14 protein-coding genes are annotated in these 17,968 nt (G+C 41.2%); 7 read left to right on the top strand and 7 right to left on the bottom strand.

What is annotated here, in order from left to right:
- Positions 1-3: 3 nt before the first annotated feature.
- Positions 4-1,020, bottom strand: a complete 1,017-nt coding sequence (locus tag PESP_RS14020) for a substrate-binding domain-containing protein (protein ID WP_089348580.1) — start codon at positions 1,018-1,020, stop codon at positions 4-6.
- A 174-nt stretch (positions 1,021-1,194) separates the two neighbouring features.
- Between PESP_RS14020 and PESP_RS14015 the strand changes: the two genes are divergently transcribed.
- Positions 1,195-1,668, top strand: a complete 474-nt coding sequence (locus PESP_RS14015; RefSeq protein WP_089348579.1) for a VOC family protein — start codon at positions 1,195-1,197, stop codon at positions 1,666-1,668.
- Between the two features lie 30 nt (positions 1,669-1,698).
- On the opposite strand, the gene PESP_RS14010 is transcribed toward PESP_RS14015, so the two are convergent.
- Both PESP_RS14010 and PESP_RS14005 read right to left on the bottom strand, forming a co-directional pair.
- Positions 1,699-2,466 (bottom strand): DUF6515 family protein, encoded by a 768-nt coding sequence (locus PESP_RS14010; protein ID WP_089348578.1) that lies wholly within the window; start codon positions 2,464-2,466, stop codon positions 1,699-1,701.
- 389 nt (positions 2,467-2,855) lie between these two features.
- Positions 2,856-4,154, bottom strand: coding sequence for a YHYH protein (locus tag PESP_RS14005; RefSeq protein ID WP_089348577.1), 1,299 nt, complete (start codon positions 4,152-4,154; stop codon positions 2,856-2,858).
- A 307-nt stretch (positions 4,155-4,461) separates the two neighbouring features.
- Between PESP_RS14005 and PESP_RS13995 the strand changes: the two genes are divergently transcribed.
- The 4 genes from PESP_RS13995 to PESP_RS13980 all read left to right on the top strand — a co-directional run bounded on the left by PESP_RS13995 (position 4,462) and on the right by PESP_RS13980 (position 8,244).
- Positions 4,462-5,307, top strand: coding sequence for an enoyl-CoA hydratase/isomerase family protein (locus PESP_RS13995; protein WP_089348575.1), 846 nt, complete (start codon positions 4,462-4,464; stop codon positions 5,305-5,307).
- Between the two features lie 93 nt (positions 5,308-5,400).
- On the top strand, positions 5,401-6,009 hold the full coding sequence (locus PESP_RS13990) for an NAD(P)H-dependent oxidoreductase (protein WP_089348574.1): 609 nt from the start codon (positions 5,401-5,403) through the stop codon (positions 6,007-6,009).
- 2 nt (positions 6,010-6,011) lie between these two features.
- Entirely contained in the window at positions 6,012-7,868 is a 1,857-nt protein-coding gene (locus tag PESP_RS13985; protein ID WP_089348573.1) for a monovalent cation:proton antiporter-2 (CPA2) family protein, read from the top strand.
- A 136-nt stretch (positions 7,869-8,004) separates the two neighbouring features.
- The gene (locus PESP_RS13980) at positions 8,005-8,244 is read left to right on the top strand and encodes an HP1242/YdcH family protein (RefSeq protein WP_089348572.1); all 240 of its coding nucleotides are present in this window, start codon (positions 8,005-8,007) and stop codon (positions 8,242-8,244) included.
- A gap of 87 nt (positions 8,245-8,331) precedes the next feature.
- On the opposite strand, the gene PESP_RS13975 is transcribed toward PESP_RS13980, so the two are convergent.
- Positions 8,332-9,228 carry a LysR family transcriptional regulator gene (locus PESP_RS13975; protein WP_089348571.1) on the bottom strand — a complete coding sequence of 299 codons (897 nt, stop codon included), beginning with the start codon at positions 9,226-9,228 and terminating at the stop codon, positions 8,332-8,334.
- 172 nt (positions 9,229-9,400) lie between these two features.
- Here PESP_RS13975 and PESP_RS13970 point away from each other — a divergent pair, with 172 nt between their 5' ends.
- Positions 9,401-10,738 carry an MATE family efflux transporter gene (locus PESP_RS13970; protein WP_089348570.1) on the top strand — a complete coding sequence of 446 codons (1,338 nt, stop codon included), beginning with the start codon at positions 9,401-9,403 and terminating at the stop codon, positions 10,736-10,738.
- Positions 10,739-10,908: 170 nt separating this feature from the next.
- The gene (locus tag PESP_RS13965) at positions 10,909-11,436 is read left to right on the top strand and encodes an acyloxyacyl hydrolase (RefSeq protein ID WP_089348569.1); all 528 of its coding nucleotides are present in this window, start codon (positions 10,909-10,911) and stop codon (positions 11,434-11,436) included.
- A 16-nt stretch (positions 11,437-11,452) separates the two neighbouring features.
- Here the strand turns inward: PESP_RS13965 and PESP_RS13960 are convergent, their stop codons facing one another.
- Genes PESP_RS13960 through PESP_RS13950 form a run of 3 tightly spaced genes read right to left on the bottom strand, consistent with a single transcriptional unit; the run spans position 11,453 to position 17,954 of the window.
- Positions 11,453-12,520 carry a cytochrome-c peroxidase gene (locus PESP_RS13960; RefSeq protein ID WP_089348568.1) on the bottom strand — a complete coding sequence of 356 codons (1,068 nt, stop codon included), beginning with the start codon at positions 12,518-12,520 and terminating at the stop codon, positions 11,453-11,455.
- Positions 12,513-15,191, bottom strand: a complete 2,679-nt coding sequence (locus tag PESP_RS13955) for a TonB-dependent receptor (RefSeq protein ID WP_089348567.1) — start codon at positions 15,189-15,191, stop codon at positions 12,513-12,515. The genes PESP_RS13960 and PESP_RS13955 overlap by 8 nt, the downstream gene beginning before the upstream one ends.
- An 18-nt stretch (positions 15,192-15,209) precedes the next feature.
- Positions 15,210-17,954 (bottom strand): Ig-like domain-containing protein, encoded by a 2,745-nt coding sequence (locus PESP_RS13950; RefSeq protein WP_089348566.1) that lies wholly within the window; start codon positions 17,952-17,954, stop codon positions 15,210-15,212.
- Positions 17,955-17,968: the final 14 nt, after the last annotated feature.

Here is a 17,968-nt window from a genome sequence, read left to right as displayed (position 1 = left end):
GTTCTAATGGTTTACGGTGCAGTGTGTGGCGTTACTTTGTGTACAGTAGTGAAAATCGGTGTAGTAATGAGTTTGCTCGGGCTTTTTGTCATATAGAATGTAATCATGCATAAGCTCAGTGCTTAAACGCCCCATCTCAAAAGGGTTTTGACCAATATTAGCGGACGACAAGCCTCTACTAAGCACATTGAGCTGAATTTCTTCGGTATCGGCAGATACTATTATAATATCTTTACTTTCAATCATCTGCTTGTAAGGCTCAAGTGCATTGACATAGTGTGGGTTAAATTGTGCAAACCCAGCGACAGCTAAAAATATAGGCGGGTTTTTAGTTTTTAATATATGCATCAACTGTATAAGTGACTCTTCGCGCTTGCCTAGACTAAATAATGGGCAGCGGTTGTGTTCACGCCAACCATTTTGACCAGATAAATGCTCAGTTGATTGCTTAGAAAGTGCATACCTCACGCCTGCAATACGTTTATTTAAGTTAGGGGTAGTGTGGTGCCCTGATTGCATACAAATAGTGTTATTTTCTTTTTTAGTTAGTTTTTTGACTTGCTCTCCTAAGGCTATGCCAAAGTCGAAGTTATTACTGCCTACGTATGCGAGTCGATGATGCTGGTGTTTTTCTAGTAGGTCTGAGTCAAAGGTAATAACCGGAATGTTTTTACTTTTTAGCGCCATAAGTGAACGGGTCACTAAATGCTGAGAATCGGTGGTGGCTACAATAAGTCCATCAATTCCTTGTTGCACTAAGTTATTGATAACTATAGATTGACTGCGGATATCCTGAAAGTCTTTTGGGCCATCGTATTTGCATATTACTTCTGGGTGATCACTTGCAAACTTTAAGCACCCTTTAAAAGCCTGTTGATAAAAGCTGTCATTTTTAGTTTTACCTACGATTGCTATCACTATATTGGCAGCACTTTGATGAGTAAATAAAAGCAATGTACTTAAGGTTAAAAATTTAAGACTTTTAAACTTTTTAAGAGCTAGTTTTAAATTTGCTAACATTATAAAAGTCCTGATTAATTTTTTTATTCGTAAGATATATATTACGGTTAGTATAGTTATTAACCTTCAATTGGCTAGTTTAATTGTACTAATTTGCATGCCATAACACATTGAAAGAACTGTTTTTAACCTATACGCTAAATGTACACCCATAATAAAATTTTGGAGATAGGCATGGCCGTTTCAGCAATTCCTAAGGGGTTTAGTTCAGTAACACCGTATCTGATTATAGATGGTGCGCAGCAAGCCATTTGCTTTTATTGCGATGCATTTAATGCCCAGCTTGTTATGCAAATGCCTTTACCCGAAGGCGGCATTGCACATGCTGAAATTATAATTGGCGACTCGCATATTATGATTTCAGATTCATGCCCAGATGAGTCTTTTAAAAGTCCAAAAAAACTTGGAGGCACACCGGTAAGCTTAATGCTGTACGTTGAAGACGTAGATGCAGTTTTTAATAAAGCCATAGAGCTAGGTGCCACGCAAATACGCCCAGTACACGATCAATTTTATGGCGATAGAGCGGGCACGTTACAAGACCCATATGGCCATATGTGGACCATAGGCACACACAAAGAAGATTTAACAGATCAAGAAATTAATCAAAGAATGGCTGACTTAATGTCAAAAGAGCAAGATGCATAAAGCAGCTTGCTCTTTTGTTATGAGGGGTTATTAACCTAAATTGATAGCTAAATATTTTATTTCGTCACCATTTATTTGCGGTAAAAAATAAATACCTTGGTACTTAAAATATTGTTGATCGTTAATAGTGACAGCCTCTGCTGAAATAGGGAGGGTGTCGTAGGTGTGGCCTAAATCGTAATTTTTAGCACTGCCTACCTTTATAGCCTGATTAACAATTATTTTAGGCTCATCAACTACTCTATAACCATTATTGTCTGCCACGTAATATACATTTTGGTAGGTGTAGTAAGTGGTGTTATGGCGCTTAAAATGCGAGTAGTGCCTAGGTAATGAGCGTATTCTTAAACCTCTTGGTGGCTTAACAACATGGTAGCCTCTTTTCGCTTTACGATAATAAATACCGTCACTAAAGGTAAACGAAATACCATTAAATCTAATTGATGCACTGTTACGCGGTAAATGATTAAAATAGCGCCCTGGTCTGTAGGTAACTACATTGTGGCGGTTATTTTTTATGTAGGTACGTTTGCGTTTTTCTTGCTTGTAATGCACTACTTTGCGTTTTGTTTCTTTACGCTTTTCGCGTTTCTCTTGTTTGCGATCTTCTCTTTTGTTTTGTTTATATTCAATACGTTGTTTTTTATCTTCACGGCGCTCATCGCGTTTGTACTGAATACGTTTAGCACGGTCGTTATTAAAATTTTTGCTGTTCTCTCGCTCGTTTGGTGCTCCAAGCGCAGAGCCAGATACTGTGCCAAATGCAAGTAGAGCTGGGAGTAAAAAAGTGAGTTTCATAATATTGCCTCGTGTATGTTTTTACATAACTGGGTTCAATACTAGCGCTTTAAACTGAATGGTAACTGACATGTAACGGCTAACAAGGGGATGTTTACAGCTTTTTACTAACGTTTACTGTTCTTGACACAAGCCAACGTTTTCTCGCATTTTTAACGATTTTAGGAACTTTTATAGGCTATAAATCGCGTAACTAATTGTTACGGCGAGTGCTTTTAACACTTGCCGTAATTTGTATTTAACCTGAACTTTAGATAATAAATTTATCTCAAGCAGCTATTTCAGCGCTAACAGCGTTGAATTTACTGAAAATTTCTGGCTAGAGAATAAACCTAAATATCATCATGGTTCAATATGTTAGTAAATCTCTTAACCAGAGTTTAGGTTAATTAGCGTTTTGGTTTTTCGGGTAGGGCTGCTTTTAATTGCTCCAATGGTACGTTAAGTGCTTTTGCTACAACCGCTAAATCGGCATTGGGGCCGCCAGCGTCTTGCATAGCTTGATTAAGCGCCTTTTCGCTTACGCCTAGCTTTTTAGCTGCTTGTGCAAACCCAGGTGGTGACATGCCGCCGCCATCAGGGCCTGCTGCTTTTGGGCCACCGCCACCAGGTGGTTCATGGCGAGTTATTTTAGTGCCTTCAGGCGGTTTAGCCCCTACACCCGCTTGTGCTGTGGTCGTTAAGTTGTTTTGTGCAACCACGCCTTTTAAGCACTTAGGTAAGTTAGGGAATGTATTACTGGCATGGTAGTGGTAAGTAACTATGCCGTTTTCACCCGTAGGGCCTGTGTGGCCATTACAGCTATCAAGCTCGGCAGGGGTTGTACCATCAACTTCTTGGCTTCCGTAAATTGGGTAGCCATCAAAGCCATAACCAAATAGGGCGCTTGGCTTTTGCGCTAAATTATTACAGTTAGCCTTTACATGTTCGTGTTTATATACGCTATCTATATCACTTGCTGTGCCGTGATAGTGGTACCAACCACCAGGGTCAATATGGCCCGCGCAGGTGTCTAAAGCGGGTAAATGCCCAGTGCGCTGCACACTTGGCGCATCTGAAAATATAGGTACACCCGCAAGCGCTATCCCTACTTTAGACACTGTGCCCAAAGCAGTTGATTGCTCAGACATAACAGGGTGAAGTGGCAAAAGGGCGGTAATTTCCACGCTCTTATCTACCGATACATTAATGCATGCATGATCAACGGTAGGTCGAATGGTTGCGTTATCAACAATATGTACGTTGCCGTCTTCGTCATAAAAGGTAAAACCTTGCTCGTTAAGCATGGTTAAAAACGCTTTATCTAATCTATATAAACCTGCGTCTGTGCCATCCCAATCCCAAATTCCGCCAACGTCGTCGAGTGTTTCTGGGCAAAAAGGGCCTACTTTAATGTTGTCGGGCTGATATTTTAAAACAACCTGAGCACATTGGGTTTGTAAGCCGTTTTCAAGCGTACACTCAACAGTTTGTGGCAGCTTTACCATGGCTTTAATATTAAAATCATCGGTATTTATAAGCGTGTTTTTGGCTGTTTGTTCTTGAGAGGCAGCTGCTGTATTGTCGGTTTGGGCGTGTTCGCCACATGCAGATAAAAGTACAGCGCTACTTAATATACAAAGTGTTAGTTTAGCTTTTTTTGCGTTAATGCTACTTGCCACCGTTTCAGTGACTTTGGTTAAGCTCATACTTACCCCAAATACTGTTTAATTTTGTGTACCTAAGTATGGCAATAAATTGTGCAAATAAAATGAAAATTTCATTTAATAGCTCAACCCAGTTCGCAATAAAGTAGTGGTTTAAAAAACATACAGGGCTAATTACTAATGAGATGGTGGTAATACCAGTTATTATCAAAAATAACAGTAAACTAATTCGTTTAATATCAATATTATCAAATTTATCTTTAGTTACTAGAATGTAAATCGTTCAGTTGATTGTTGCTAACAACATTTAACGTTTATTTATTTACACAAAATAACAAAGGATAACGCTATGAAATACGAAGGGTTTACTACATTCAATACCATTGCAGATAATGGAATTTTAACGGTTACTTTTGACTACGCACCGGTAAATGTTCAAGGTTTACCAATGCTTGCAGATTTAACAATGTTGGCACAAAAGTTAGAAGCCGATAAACAAATTAAAGTGGTGGTGTTTCAATCGGCTCACCCAGAAATATTTGTTTCGCATGCCGATACCGAATTTTTAAAGGATATGTCTGATAAGGCTGTTCCACGAAATGAAGTAAAACTGCTCGACCTTCAAGTTGTGCTAGAACGCATTAGTAAATTACCGCAAGCAACCATTGCAAAAATAGAAGGCTTTGCCCGAGGTGGCGGCCATGAGTTTGCGCTCGCATGCGACATGCGCTTTGCAGCTCGCGGAAAAGCTAAGTTTATGCAAATGGAAGTGGGCATGGGTATTTTACCTTGTGGCGGTGGTGCATCGCGTATGGCGCGCCAAACTGGTTTAGGCCGAGCGCTTGAAATAGTGCTGAGCGCCGATGACTTTGACGCAGACCAAGCCGAATTTTATGGCACCGTTAACCGTGCACTAAACCCAGACGAAATAGGCCCGTACGTTGATAAACTTGCAAAACGCATTGCGCTTTGGCCAAGCGAATCGATTAATGCCACTAAACAAGCGGTGTATGAGTCAATCGACTTACCTATTCAAGAAGCGCTACGCGCTGAAGCTTATTGGTTATACCAAGCGACAAGCCAAACACCTGCGTTAAGGCGTTTTAAATACGCCGATGAGCAAGGTGCCGAGTACAGCATGGAAAACCAACGTAATTGGCCCGACATGGTGGTTTCAATTCAAGACGTTAAATAACGGTTTTAGCTAAGGCGCAGTGCATAGCAGCGCGCCTTATTTTATTTAACTTCAGCTGTAGGCTTTGCTTTTACAGTGCAATAGGCGATAAACATGAAAAAAATACTCATTATTTTTGCTCACCCAGCAGCAGCTCGCTCAAATATAAATAAAGGGTTACGCAACGCAGTAGAGGGTCTTGAAGGCGTTACTGTTAATGACTTATACGCACATTACCCCGATCTGATGATTGATGTGCAGCGCGAGCAAGCGTTGTGCGAAGCACACGATATTATTGTTTTTCAGCATCCTTTTTACTGGTACTCAAGCCCAGCCATAATTAAACAGTGGTTTGACCTAGTACTTGAGCACGATTGGGCGTACGGCTCAAAAGGTGATGCATTAAAAAATAAATTGGCGCTACAGGCCATTACAACCGGAGGCGATGCCGATACCTACACGCCCACGGGTATAAATAAATTTACCATTGAGCAACTCACTTCGCCTTTTAAAGCCACTGTTAATTTATGCAAAATGCAATGCTTACCGCCGTTTGTAATTAGTGGTGTGCACCGTGGTTTAGCACCAGAGCAGGTACATAATTACGCTCAGCAATATCGCCGCGCCATTTTAGCACTGCGAGATAGCAAACTAGATGCAACGCAGTTGGCGCACAGTGAATTTTTTAACTCTGATTTAAATAAACTTATCAGGAGGGACTAGCTATGGAAGGTTTTTTACTTCAAGTATTTATATTTTTAGCGGCTGCAACCATTGCGGTACCCATAGCAAAAAAATTAGGTTTAGGCTCAGTGCTGGGTTATTTAATTGCCGGTATAATTATTGGCCCTTTTGGCCCTTTTGGCGCCTCGTTAATTGGTGATGTAGAAGCCATTATGCACTTTACTGAATTTGGCGTAGTGATGATGCTATTTTTAGTTGGGCTTGAACTTAAACCGTCTTTATTGTGGCAATTAAAACTGCCTATTTTAGGTATTGGTGGTTCGCAGGTAATTGTTACAAGCATTATTATTACTGCTATTGCGCTAATATTTTTACCGTGGCAGCAAGCATTGGCCGTTGGTTTAATCGTGTCGTTATCGTCTACCGCTATTGTGCTACAAACCCTTCAAGAAAAAGGCCAAATGAACACAGAAGCAGGGCGCAGTGTGTTTGCTGTATTGTTGTTTCAAGATTTAGCGGTTATTCCTATGCTTGCAGCACTGCCGTTATTGGCAACATTTACTATAGCGGGCGGCTCACACCACAGCTCTGTGCTTTTTGATATAACAACACTGCCTAATTATTTGCGAGTGATACTGACTCTTGCGGCTATTTTTGCGGTATTTTTAATTGGTAAATTTGCCAGCCAACCTATATTTAGAGCCATAGCAAAAACCGGTATTCGCGAAGTGTTTGTTGCCGCTGCGCTTGCTTTGGTTATTGGTACCTCTTTGTTAATGCTTGCCGTAGGGTTATCGCCTGCGCTTGGGGCATTTTTAGCAGGTGTGGTACTTGCCGACAGCGAATTTAGACACGAACTTGAAAGCGACATAGAACCCTTTAAAGGCTTGCTGCTGGGGATATTTTTTATTTCCATTGGGGCGAGTTTAAACTTTACGTTAATTGGCGATAACCTATTACTAATCCTTGGCTTAACAACAGGCTTAATTGCCATAAAGTGGTTGGTATTATTGGCTGTTGGCAAGTTATTTAAAATTAGCTCGGGAGCGTGCTCGTTATTTGCCATTGCCTTAGCGCAAGGTGGGGAGTTTGCGTTTGTGTTATTTCAGTTTGCAAAAAATAACGGTGTATTAGCCAATAACGTGATTGACCCGCTTATATCGGCAGTGGCTATTTCAATGTTTTTAGCGCCGTTGTTATTTATTTTTCATGATAAGTTTTTAGCACAAAACCAAGCAATACCGGCACAAAGCTCAGAGCCCGATACCATAGCACAGCAAAATCATCGTGTTATTTTGGCAGGCTTTGGCCGCTTAGGCACAGACCTTGGACGCTTTTTAATATCTTCAGGTATTAAACCCGTTATTTTAGATAACGATGCTAATAACGTTAACCTACTGAGAAAACTCGGCTTTGAAGTTTACTATGGCGATGCCACGCGTTTAGATTTACTTCATGCAGCAGGGGCGGCATCGGCAGAACTACTGGTAATTACCATGAGCAATACCGAACAAGCCAAACATTTAGCTGAGCTGGCTAAAAAGCATTTTCCGTGGCTTAAAATAGTAATTAGTGCATATAACCGCGAAGCCGAATTTGAACTGATGGATAGCAGCCTTAATAGCATTCACCGAGAAACATTTGGTAGCGCACTGGAAATGGGGCAAGCCGCTCTAGAAGCATTAGGGGTAGAGCCCTATGAGGCTTACCGCCTACAACGTTTGTTTAAACAAAAAGATGCCCATGTAATGCCTGAGCTTTATAAAAATCGCAACGAGCAAGAGAGCTATATATCGGCGTATAAGCAGCATCATCAGCATCTTGAGCAAGTAATGAGTATAGATAGCGAAAACCTAAGAGCGACCGATAACGCCTGGAGAGCTAAAAACCCAACGTAGCGTTAGTTTATATTAAACTATTATCAAATTATTCAATAAAGTAACTCTGTTAAAATGGGTATTATAAAAATAAAGGTTAGTTGCTACTATTTTTATATGCCCAAGGGGTTACCTATTAAAACAACGGAGAACGATTATGTTAGGCGAAAATCACTCAGTAGCGAACGAATTCCCACAGTACACAGACACACTTATATCGCTTATAAAAAGTGATACAGAATTTGCACAGCAAGTTGAAAAATACAACGCACTGGATACGCAAATTCGTGAGTTAGAACTTGAAAACGCCCCAATTGATGACGAAGCAATGCATCAGTTAAAGCATGATCGCGCAGTACTTAAAGACATCATCTATAAGCGTTTAATCAGTAAGTAACGGTTTTATTTAAAACTTTAAAGTTAAAGCTTAAAACGCAAAAAGCACAAACCTAGGTTTGTGCTTTTATATTTTATGGTTAAATAATTATATTTTTTCCCAGTAGGGTTCGTCACCAAAGTAGCCGCTAAAGTAGTCTATAAAGGCCCTTACTTTTGGCGCTAATAAACGCGAACTAGGGTAAACACTCCAAATAGCGGTGTCGGATGCAAGTGGGTAGTCTTCTAAAATTTGTACCAGCTCACCACTTTGTAGCTTTTTATATACACACCAGCTCGACATTAATGTAATACCTAAGCCTTGTACGCACGCGTCGCGCACGGCTTCACCGTTATCGGCTTGTAATACATTATTGGTTTTAATATTTTGTGGGCCTTCGGGTGTTGTAAACGACCACGTAGTTAAACCATGTAAATTAACACAGGTATGATTTTTTAAATCTTGCGGTGTTTTAGGTGTGCCGTGTTTAGCAAGGTACTTAGGTGATGCGCAAATTAAGCGTTTGTCGCGGGCAACTTTTCGAGCAATTAGGGTTGAGTCGTTTAATGCGGCGTCGCGTATTGCTATGTCAAAACCTCCGCCAACCATATCAATAATGCTATCGCTTAGGCGTAAATCAATTGTCAGGTCGGGGTATTGCTCAATAAAGCCCTCTAGCGCAGGAATAATATGCATACGCCCAAATGAGGCTGGTGCAGTAATACGTAGCTTACCTTGTGGGGTAACACTGCCTATACCTACCGACGCACGCGCCATTTCAATATTGGCTAGTACTTCTTCGGCGTGAGGTAAAAAAGCTTGGCCTTCTTCAGTTAACGACACTTTACGCGTTGTACGGTGCATAAGTTTAACGCCTAGGGTTTCTTCAAGCTTATTCATTTGCGCGCTAGAAACCGCAGCCGACAAGCCTAACTCCTTGCCTGCTAAGCTAATATTGTGTGTTGTTGCTATTCTTACAAACAGATTTAAATGGGCAATATTCATTATCAAATTTTTCAATAAACTGATTATTTAAACAACTATATTATCAAAAGTTAGTTGTGTAAATATACTAACAGCTTATTGATTGTGACTTTTCCTTTGACGCTTATTATAAGCGCCTTTTTTTTCTGTTTTTTATCTCGTTTAAATTTTAAATTTAGAGTGAGTCCATTCCATGAATCGTAATACATCATTACTTTCTAAGCATTTATTTAAGCAAACATGGCCTATGTTGGTTGGTTTGTTTTCTATTATGGGTAGCCAATTAATCGACAGCATTTTTATTGCTAAATTAGGAGCCGACCCATTAGCCGTAGTGGCGTTTAGTATTGCTATTTTTCAGGTGGTTGTAGGTGTACAAGTAGGGTTAGGTATTGCTGCCACCGCGACTATTTCAACAGCCCTTGGTGAAAACAAACTTAACTACGCACGCTATTTAGGTAACTTAATTATTGTTATTGGCACACTTGTGGTGACCATTTTATGTGTAGGGCTGTGGTTTTTCCAGCAACCTATTATTTTAATATTGGGTGCTTCGCCTTCATTATTTAAGCTAACCGCACTTTATTGGTTGCCCTGGCTATTAAGCTGCTGGATTGGTGCTTTGCTTTATATTGGCTACAGTATTTGCCGCGCGCATAACGAAACCTTATTACCTGGGCGCATAATGGTGCTAACCAGCGTGTTAAATATTGCCATCGATCCGCTTTTTATGTTTACCTTTAATATGGGCTTAGCGGGCGCTGCGTGGGCAACATGTATTGCATTTTTAACGGGTTTTATTGTTATATTTTATACGCTTATTAAACGAAAGCTAATTACCTTTGAGGTTATAAAAAACCGCACTGAACGAGCGGTGCAAGCAATAGCTAAAATGATGGCGCCGGCTTTACTTTCGCAATTTATTCCGCCTATTTCAGCCATGATAGTAACCGCACTGATTGCCGCTTATGGTGGTTTTGCTGTAGCGGCTTGGGGGCTTGCAAACCGAATTGAATATATAGCAATTATTTTAATTTTAGCGCTTACCATGGCCTTACCGCCCATTGTGGGTAATTTAAAAGGGCGTGGCGAGCTTAAGCAAATAATGAGCGTTGTAAAACTTGCTTGCGGTTTTGTTATTGGCGTACAAATTTTATTAGCCGTTATTATTTATGCCTTAGCTAACCCACTTGCACATGCATTAAGTGAAAACAGCGCCATTGTTTTAAACTTAATTGATTACTTTGCGTTTGTGCCGCTAAGTTACGCTGCGCTTGGTGTGTGCATGATCACGGTATCGGTATGTAACGCATTGGGGTTTCCTACTACGGCGTTATTTATTTCAATATTACGGTTATTTTTGTGCTATTTGCCACTTCTTTGGTTAGGCTCGCATTTTTATGGCCTAACAGGGCTGTTTATTGGTATGGCATGCGGCAATACCTTGTCGGGTATTGTGGGTTGGCAGCTATTTAAGCAGCAATATAACCGCCTAACTATGCCGTTTAGCGGGCATTCTATTGCTGTTTAGTATTATCAAAATTATAAAGAAAGTTATTCCACTATAATTGCAATTATCAAAATAGTTGCATGCAATTATTATACATCTCATAGCGTAATTGCTTAATCTATAGTGGCTAATGCCGCTGTGTTTAGTTCAAGCAATTGCAATAAAAAAGAAAACTGCTTGAGGTGAACAACATGAAACTTTATAAACTATTTTTAATAGCAATAACGTTATACGCAGGCGCTGCAACGGCTGCACAAAACTACTTTTCAATGAGCTACATTCAAGATGAGGGTGACGTACAAGGCGTTAAACTTGCTTATCAATACGCCCTTGATTACCAAATAGAAGGATTTGAGGAACTCGAAATTTACCTTGAAGCCAACGTTAACTTTTTTGAATACGATGACCCAAAACGTTACGACGCTAATTTAGGTTTGTCGCTATCGCCCGTTATTTTTTATCCTATTGGTAGCATTGCAGGTAACCGTGTTTTTGCAGAGTTTGGTATTGGTTTAAGCCTATTAGACGACACTAAATTTGCGGGTAAAAACATAAGCACCCATTATCAATTTGAAGACCGCATAGGCATAGCCATGAAATTTGGCGATACTGAGCAGCACAGCGTATCACTTAAGTATTTCCATTATTCAAACGCAGGTATTAAAAAGCCCAACCCAGGCCTTGATTTTATCTCGCTAAGCTACTCACGCGCACTTTAGGTGAGTAGCTTACGATTTATAATATACGTAAAAATGCGACTAGGTCGGCTTGTTCTTGCTTGGTTAAATTAAGCTTAATAAGCAGGTCAGTGGTTTTAGGGAAGTGCGGGTCGTTTAGTTGGCTTTTTCGTGGCCTTGGTCTTACACCACCGTGGTTATATAAGGCTACAATGCCTGCTAAATCATCAAATAAGCCGTTATGCATCCACGGAAATGTTTGCATTAAGCCTAGTAAAGAGGGGGTTCTAAATTGCCCTATGTGATCAGGGTTATTTGTGGCATCAAAGCGGCCTTTATCTTCAAAGCGACGGCCGTAATAATGCAGCCCAGTGCCATGAAATTGATTGTCACTCAGTAGTGCACCGTTATGGCAGGTCATGCATTTGGCTTTAGTTCTAAATAGGTGCAGGCCATTTAGCTCATTATCACTTAAGCTACTAATTGCGTGTTGTGGGTGTTTATTAAGCTGCGTTAAAAACGTTTTATAGCGGCTATTTGGCGCGGCTAATGTTCGCTCAAACGCAACTAAGGCTTTTGCCATTTGCTTTGAAGTGAGGGTATTACTATTAAAAGCACTTTGATTAAATATGCGATAGCTTTTATCTTTATTTACCCGCGCTAAGGCTACTTGGGGGTCTAGGTCCATTTCAATTGGGTTTGCTATGGGCATAAGTGCTTGCTGCTCAGCAGTGTTTGCGCGCCCATCCCAAAAAAAGCTTTGCCATTGATCTATACCAAAAATAGCAGGGGTGTTACGTGTGCCTATTTGCTCATCAATACCTACTGCGGTTGTGCGGCCATCATGAAAGCCTTTATCACGCTCATGGCAGGTAGCGCAGCTAACGGTACTATTACGCGAGAGCTGCACATCATGAAAAAGCTTGTCACCTAAAGCAACATGCTCAGGTTTTGGCGACGCTACAGGCAAAAGCGACATGGGCTCAACACTTCTGCCATCACTGGTTTGAATAGCAGGCCAATGTGCTTGGCCTTTGCTATACAGTGAGCGTAAATCGTGGCTACTTGTTGGTGTGGCGTTTAAGCTAAAAGAGCACAGTACAAAAATGCTTAATAACCTAATCATAGTTATAGCTAACTCCTAGCCAAAACATACGCCCAGGCTCAATGCCTGATGCTCCTTCGTTTACTGTGTAAGTACGTGCGTTTAAAAAGTTAGAAATATCAGCTCTTATTTCAACTGACTGAGTTTTTGTTAGGTTGTGGCTATAGCGCAGGCTAAGGCCTAACATGGTTCTGGCACGAATTTCTTGTTCTTCGTATACATCAACAAGCGTTGACTCCACAGGGCAACTTGTACAGCTTTGTTCAAGGCCAATACTTTCGCTCGCGCCGGTACTAACAGCGCTGGTGTAGCTGTCGCTAAAGGTAACATTTAGGCCTGTGCTTAATGAGCTGGTCCAATCAACATTCCAACCTAGCGCGCCGGTTACCGGAGTACCAAAGTTTGTGCGAATTTGCTCAAGCTGCCCAAGAGTTACGAGTTCGCCACTGCCACTAGCATTTACGTAGTAAACGAGTTCATCAAGTGGGGTGTTTTCAGCCGTGGCATTGTAGTCGTCGTTTGAAATTTTGTTTTCAGCGTAGGAGGCATTGGCCCATAATGAATGGCTACCAAATTGCGCGCTCCACGAAATAGAATAGCGCTCTGAGCTGCCATCGCCTTCGTTGGTCATACGGATATATTTATAGCCATCGCTACCTGCTTCTTCATCGGTAACCTGAGAAAATTGCTGATGCTTTTTACGTTTTACATATTTGAGCGATACATTGCCCGCTTTTTCAAATGAATGCGCAATGCCTAATGCGAGTTCGTCATCGTATGGGGTGTTTACATCATCAAAGCGGTATTTAAACGCACCAGTATAGTTAGAGGGCAGCCACCCTTGAAGGTAACCGTTTTCAATTGGGCGGTATTCTCGGTATGAAAAACGCTGCTGCTCTTTTACTTTATAGCCAATTATGGCTGAATCGTAATAGCGGTTAACTCCTGCACTAATAATAGTGCGGTTGTCGTTAAATACATCGTAACCCAGCGATATACGTGGTGCGATATTATGATTAGCTAAAAAGTCATCATATTCGTATCGCATACCTAAATTTAGGTTTAATTGCCCTAATGTGATGTGGTCGGTTGCATAAAAAGATGCGCGATTTAACGCCACACTTATATACTCTGCAGGGGTTACTAAACGGCCATTAAAATACTGTGCAGTTGCGGTTACATTATTTGAGTAGGCTGTAATATGCGCTTGATTATTAAAATCAATTTCGCCACCAAGTTGCGCTGCAAGTTCGTCAATAGAAATAGTGGTTTGAAGTGCTTGGCAATCAAGCGTATAACCACTGCAATTAAGTGGTGTTGTGCTACTTGACCAAATAATAGGGGAGTCGTAGCTGTAGCTATTTTGTATGCGCTCGCGTTCTACTTCTTGGCGAATAAGTTCAATACCGGCTTTAATGCGGTGCTCAGTGCCTGCAAACTCCAGCGTTTTAAAATCAAGGGTGTTTTTCCAGCTGGTGGTGTATTGGGTGTTATCGAGAGCGCCATATCCCCCTTGGCGAGAGTAACGTGTTTGTGCATCACCTTGGTCGGCGTATTGTCCCCAATCTTTTCCTTTTGCTTGTAGCCAGTTGTAAAAGTGCGCAGGGCCTTCTCGGCTGCTATCACTCATACTAAAGTTAAGATTACTGTGCCATGTTGCAAAGTCAAAATGCTCAGTTAATGCCGCAACGGCGCCAATAGCGCCTCCTTCTAAATGAAAGTCACTGTCTTTGGCATCGGTGATAAAGTTATCTACTTCATATGGCGAGTACATTAAAGTTAAATCTAATGCATCTACCCAGCCATTACGGTAGCCGTATTTAACGATAGCATTAATGTTTTTTCTGCTTTGTGTTTTTACTTCCCCTAACGACAAATCACTAATGTCGCTGGTTAAGTAATTAACGCTCATCATTAAGCCATGACGCTCATTAATTTGTTTATTTGCACGCAGGTTATAGCTGATTTTTTCGTATTTAGGCTCTTCAAGGGTGCTTTGATCAACATTTTGCTGTGAACTGTCTTGATCTGCTTCTATAAAATGGTAACTCCCCCAGCTGCTTTGATTCCCCCGCACGCCAAAACTAAAGCTGTCGGTTGCAAAAACACTTTTAGTTTTACTATCAACGATACCGCCCGAAAAGCCACCAAACTCAGCCGGAATGTTATGGTCATAAACAGTAATAGACTCAACTACATCAGAGTTTACATTCATGCTTTGTACGCCACCGGATACATCATCTGATGAAGAACTTAATCGGCTGCTACTGGCTGGGTCTATGCGGTTATTGTAATTTAATCCATCTAACGAAAACCCTGTTTGCCAAGGCTGCGCGCCTGAAATAGAAATTTCTGGTGCGCTAATCTCAGCTAAGCTACCAATAGAATACGCTTCGTTACTTAGCTGTACGCCAGGGAGTAATGCAATTAGTTCATTTATATCGCCATTGCCTTTAGGTGTGGCGTTTATAAAATCACGGTTTAAGTAAGAACGCCCAATAACTTCGGGTACTTCTATGCCTATGTACTGGCCTTTTACTTCAATGTGCTCAAGTGCTTCACAGCGCTCTTTTTGCTCATCTTTAAGTTCGTTACATGGCTGTGGTTTTGGCTCGGTCTGCTGTTGCTGCTCTGCGGCGTATACACCCTGAGAAAGCAAAAGCAGACACGCGAGGGTAGTCGGTGTCTGCATTTATTACGGCTCTTATTTTTAAATACCTAGTGGGGTAGTGTCTTCGCTATCAATTACGCCATCGTTATCGGCGTCTTGGTCGGCAATTAATCCAGCTAAGGCTATGTCTTCATCGCTGGTGTTAGGTAAAAAGAAGTTAGGTAGGCCGTCGTGGTCGGTATCTACGCTAGCAATAGCTATGCCTCTAAAGTCATCGCGAGAGGCGACTAAGTTGGTCATGCCTATGTAAAGCTCAAGCTGATCGGCCTCACCATTAACGCCATTATTTATTAAGCTTTGCGCTTTGCTAGTATCGTTAATTAACGTAAAACTGTTAACTAAGTCTTCCATGTTGTCGGCAATAATTGTATCGGCAAAGCCCATAATAAGAGGCTCAAGCGTATTTAAAAGCGTGCTTGCTTGTGTTTTTGCATTACTATAATTTGCTGAAAAGTCGCTAATGCTCGCTGCGTTTGACCCCATACTTGAAAGCATAGAATAACGTAAAAACTCACCTGTTTGCGCTTCTTCTAAGCCAATTACTTCAGCTTTAACAGCGGCTAAAATAGTTTCTAGCTGGTCGCTTGTTAATGCATTTAGCTCAGGGGTTATTTCAGTAATGGCATCATTTAAAGTACTACTTGCAAGCGATGCTTGGTTTGCATTAACTAAATAGCCTAAGGTTTCTAAGCGAGCTTCAAACCTGTCTTCGGTATCTTCATCTAGTGCAATGTAGCTAAGTAGTTGACTGTGTACACCAGCTACTTGCTCCGATAAGCCGCCTTCAATAAGCGATACCATTACTTGATTATGAGCCGTAATTGATGAGCTATTACTTAGTGTACGTATTTCGCCGGCATTGAGCGTATTAAGCATGGTTAAACATTTATTAGCTGCACTTGATGCATCGCCATCTACTCGAGCGGTTAAACTTACTAATGACTTACAGCCTTTAAAACCGGTTAAAAATGTGGTTGATGACTCTTTGCTAATGTATTCATCAGAGGTCAAAAAGTCACCTGCATAGGTAAATACTTGCTGCGCTAGGTCGTTTCTACCGGCTTCACTTAAAATTAGCCCTGTGCCAGGGACGTTATCAAGCAATGTTAGCGCTCTAAAAAACTCGTTGTAATCGCCGTTTTCAGTAAAAAAGCTGCGAGCTTGTGCTGCGGCACTCGTTATATCTTCACCATCAAGCAGGCGGTTAGCTATATTAAAGCCATACACTTGTTCTTGCGCGTTGTTTATATCGGTTTCGCTATCTGATAGCGTTATTGCTGGGTTTTCGTCGCTTTGGTATAAGCCTTCAATTAAGCCTGCTAAAAATTGAATAGGGTAGGTGTAGTTATCTAGAGTAGCGGCGCTATAAGCCGACGCACTGTAGTTATAGTTACTATCAAAACCCGTTGAGCCATACATAGCAAGTACTTGGTTAGTGTAATCTTTTGCTGCTTCAAATTCGCCAGCTCTATAAAGGTATTGCGCAGCCCAAGCACCGTGCAATGTTTTGTATTGCTCGTATGGTTGGCCTTCGTAATCACCACTGCGTACCAGTCTGTAGCCAGATTTTACGGCAAGTTGTGCATAGTTATTGGCAAGTAATTTTGCTTGAGTTAAATCGCTTTCGTCTAGGCTTTGCGCGTAGCTTTCTAGGGCGTCATCTATTGATAAGCGTACGCCATTTAAAAAGTAGCCATAGCTTGATGTGTATTCGTCTTCGCGTACTTGCTCAGCGTATAACGAAATTGTATTTAAAAGATTACTTGCTTGCGAAACTTGGTCAGCGGCTAAATAGCTTTTTACTAAAGAATAAAGCGCTGATGCGTCTGATGAGGCAATGTTATCGAAACCTTTATCAGCTAGGTATTGGTTGTAGGCCGCCACTGCTTGGACGCGGTAGTCGTTTGCTTGTTCTGTTTGGCCTATTTCGTCTAGTGCTTGCGCTACATCTTTTAGTGCCGAAGAACGTGCTGTTTGCTCGTTTATAAGCGCTAGGTAGTCGTTAGCTGTATCTAAAAATCCTGCACGCGCATAGGCCGCAGCTTGTGTTGCGTATACGTCATATCGAGAAAGTTCATCGGCAATATTTGCGCTTAACTCATCTGCTTGTTTTAAGTGAGATAAGCTAGAGCTGTAGTAATAATTAAGTTTGTCTTCGTTAGTTACATAAGAAGGGCTTAACGAAATAATTGCAGTTAACGGCTCGCTAATTAGGCCGTCTGTGTAGCTAATTTCAAATTGCTCATTAATGCTGCTCAGAGTTTGTGCTTCATAGGTAAATTCACCCGTGGTGCTATTTATGCTCATTACGCCATTGCTTGGTGGTGTAATTAAGCTAATAGTTACGGTGTCGCCATCTAAGTCTTGAGTAGTAATAACCCCTTCTGTGGTGGTTGAAGAGGTAACAAACACGTTTGTGGTTAGTAACTGTGGTGCATCATTAACATTTTCTACGGCAAAACGTACTACAACATTTGCCGTTAAGCTGCCATCGCTTGCGCTAATGGTCGCGGTATCTTCACCATAGTAATTACTAAAAGGCGTATACGTAAACTCACCATTTGCTTCTACCGCTATCGTCCCATTACTTGGCGCGTTTGCTAATGTGTAGCTAAGTGCCTCGTCGTCGGTTGCCGTTACTTGAGCAGTAAATGAAGTGTCTTCGTTTACTGTAAAGCTTAAATTAGGTTGTGCAAATTGTGGAGCTGTGTTGCCAGAGCCACCACCACAGCCCGCTAAAGCAAGGGCGCATAATATTGGGGTATATTTAATAAACGTGTTCATTATTGTTAATATAA

Origin of the sequence: Pseudoalteromonas espejiana DSM 9414 (genome assembly GCF_002221525.1) — a bacterium.
Taxonomy (GTDB): domain Bacteria; phylum Pseudomonadota; class Gammaproteobacteria; order Enterobacterales; family Alteromonadaceae; genus Pseudoalteromonas; species Pseudoalteromonas espejiana.
The sequence above is the reverse complement of the archived record's forward strand: the minus strand, read 5'-3'. Positions and strand labels throughout refer to the sequence as shown.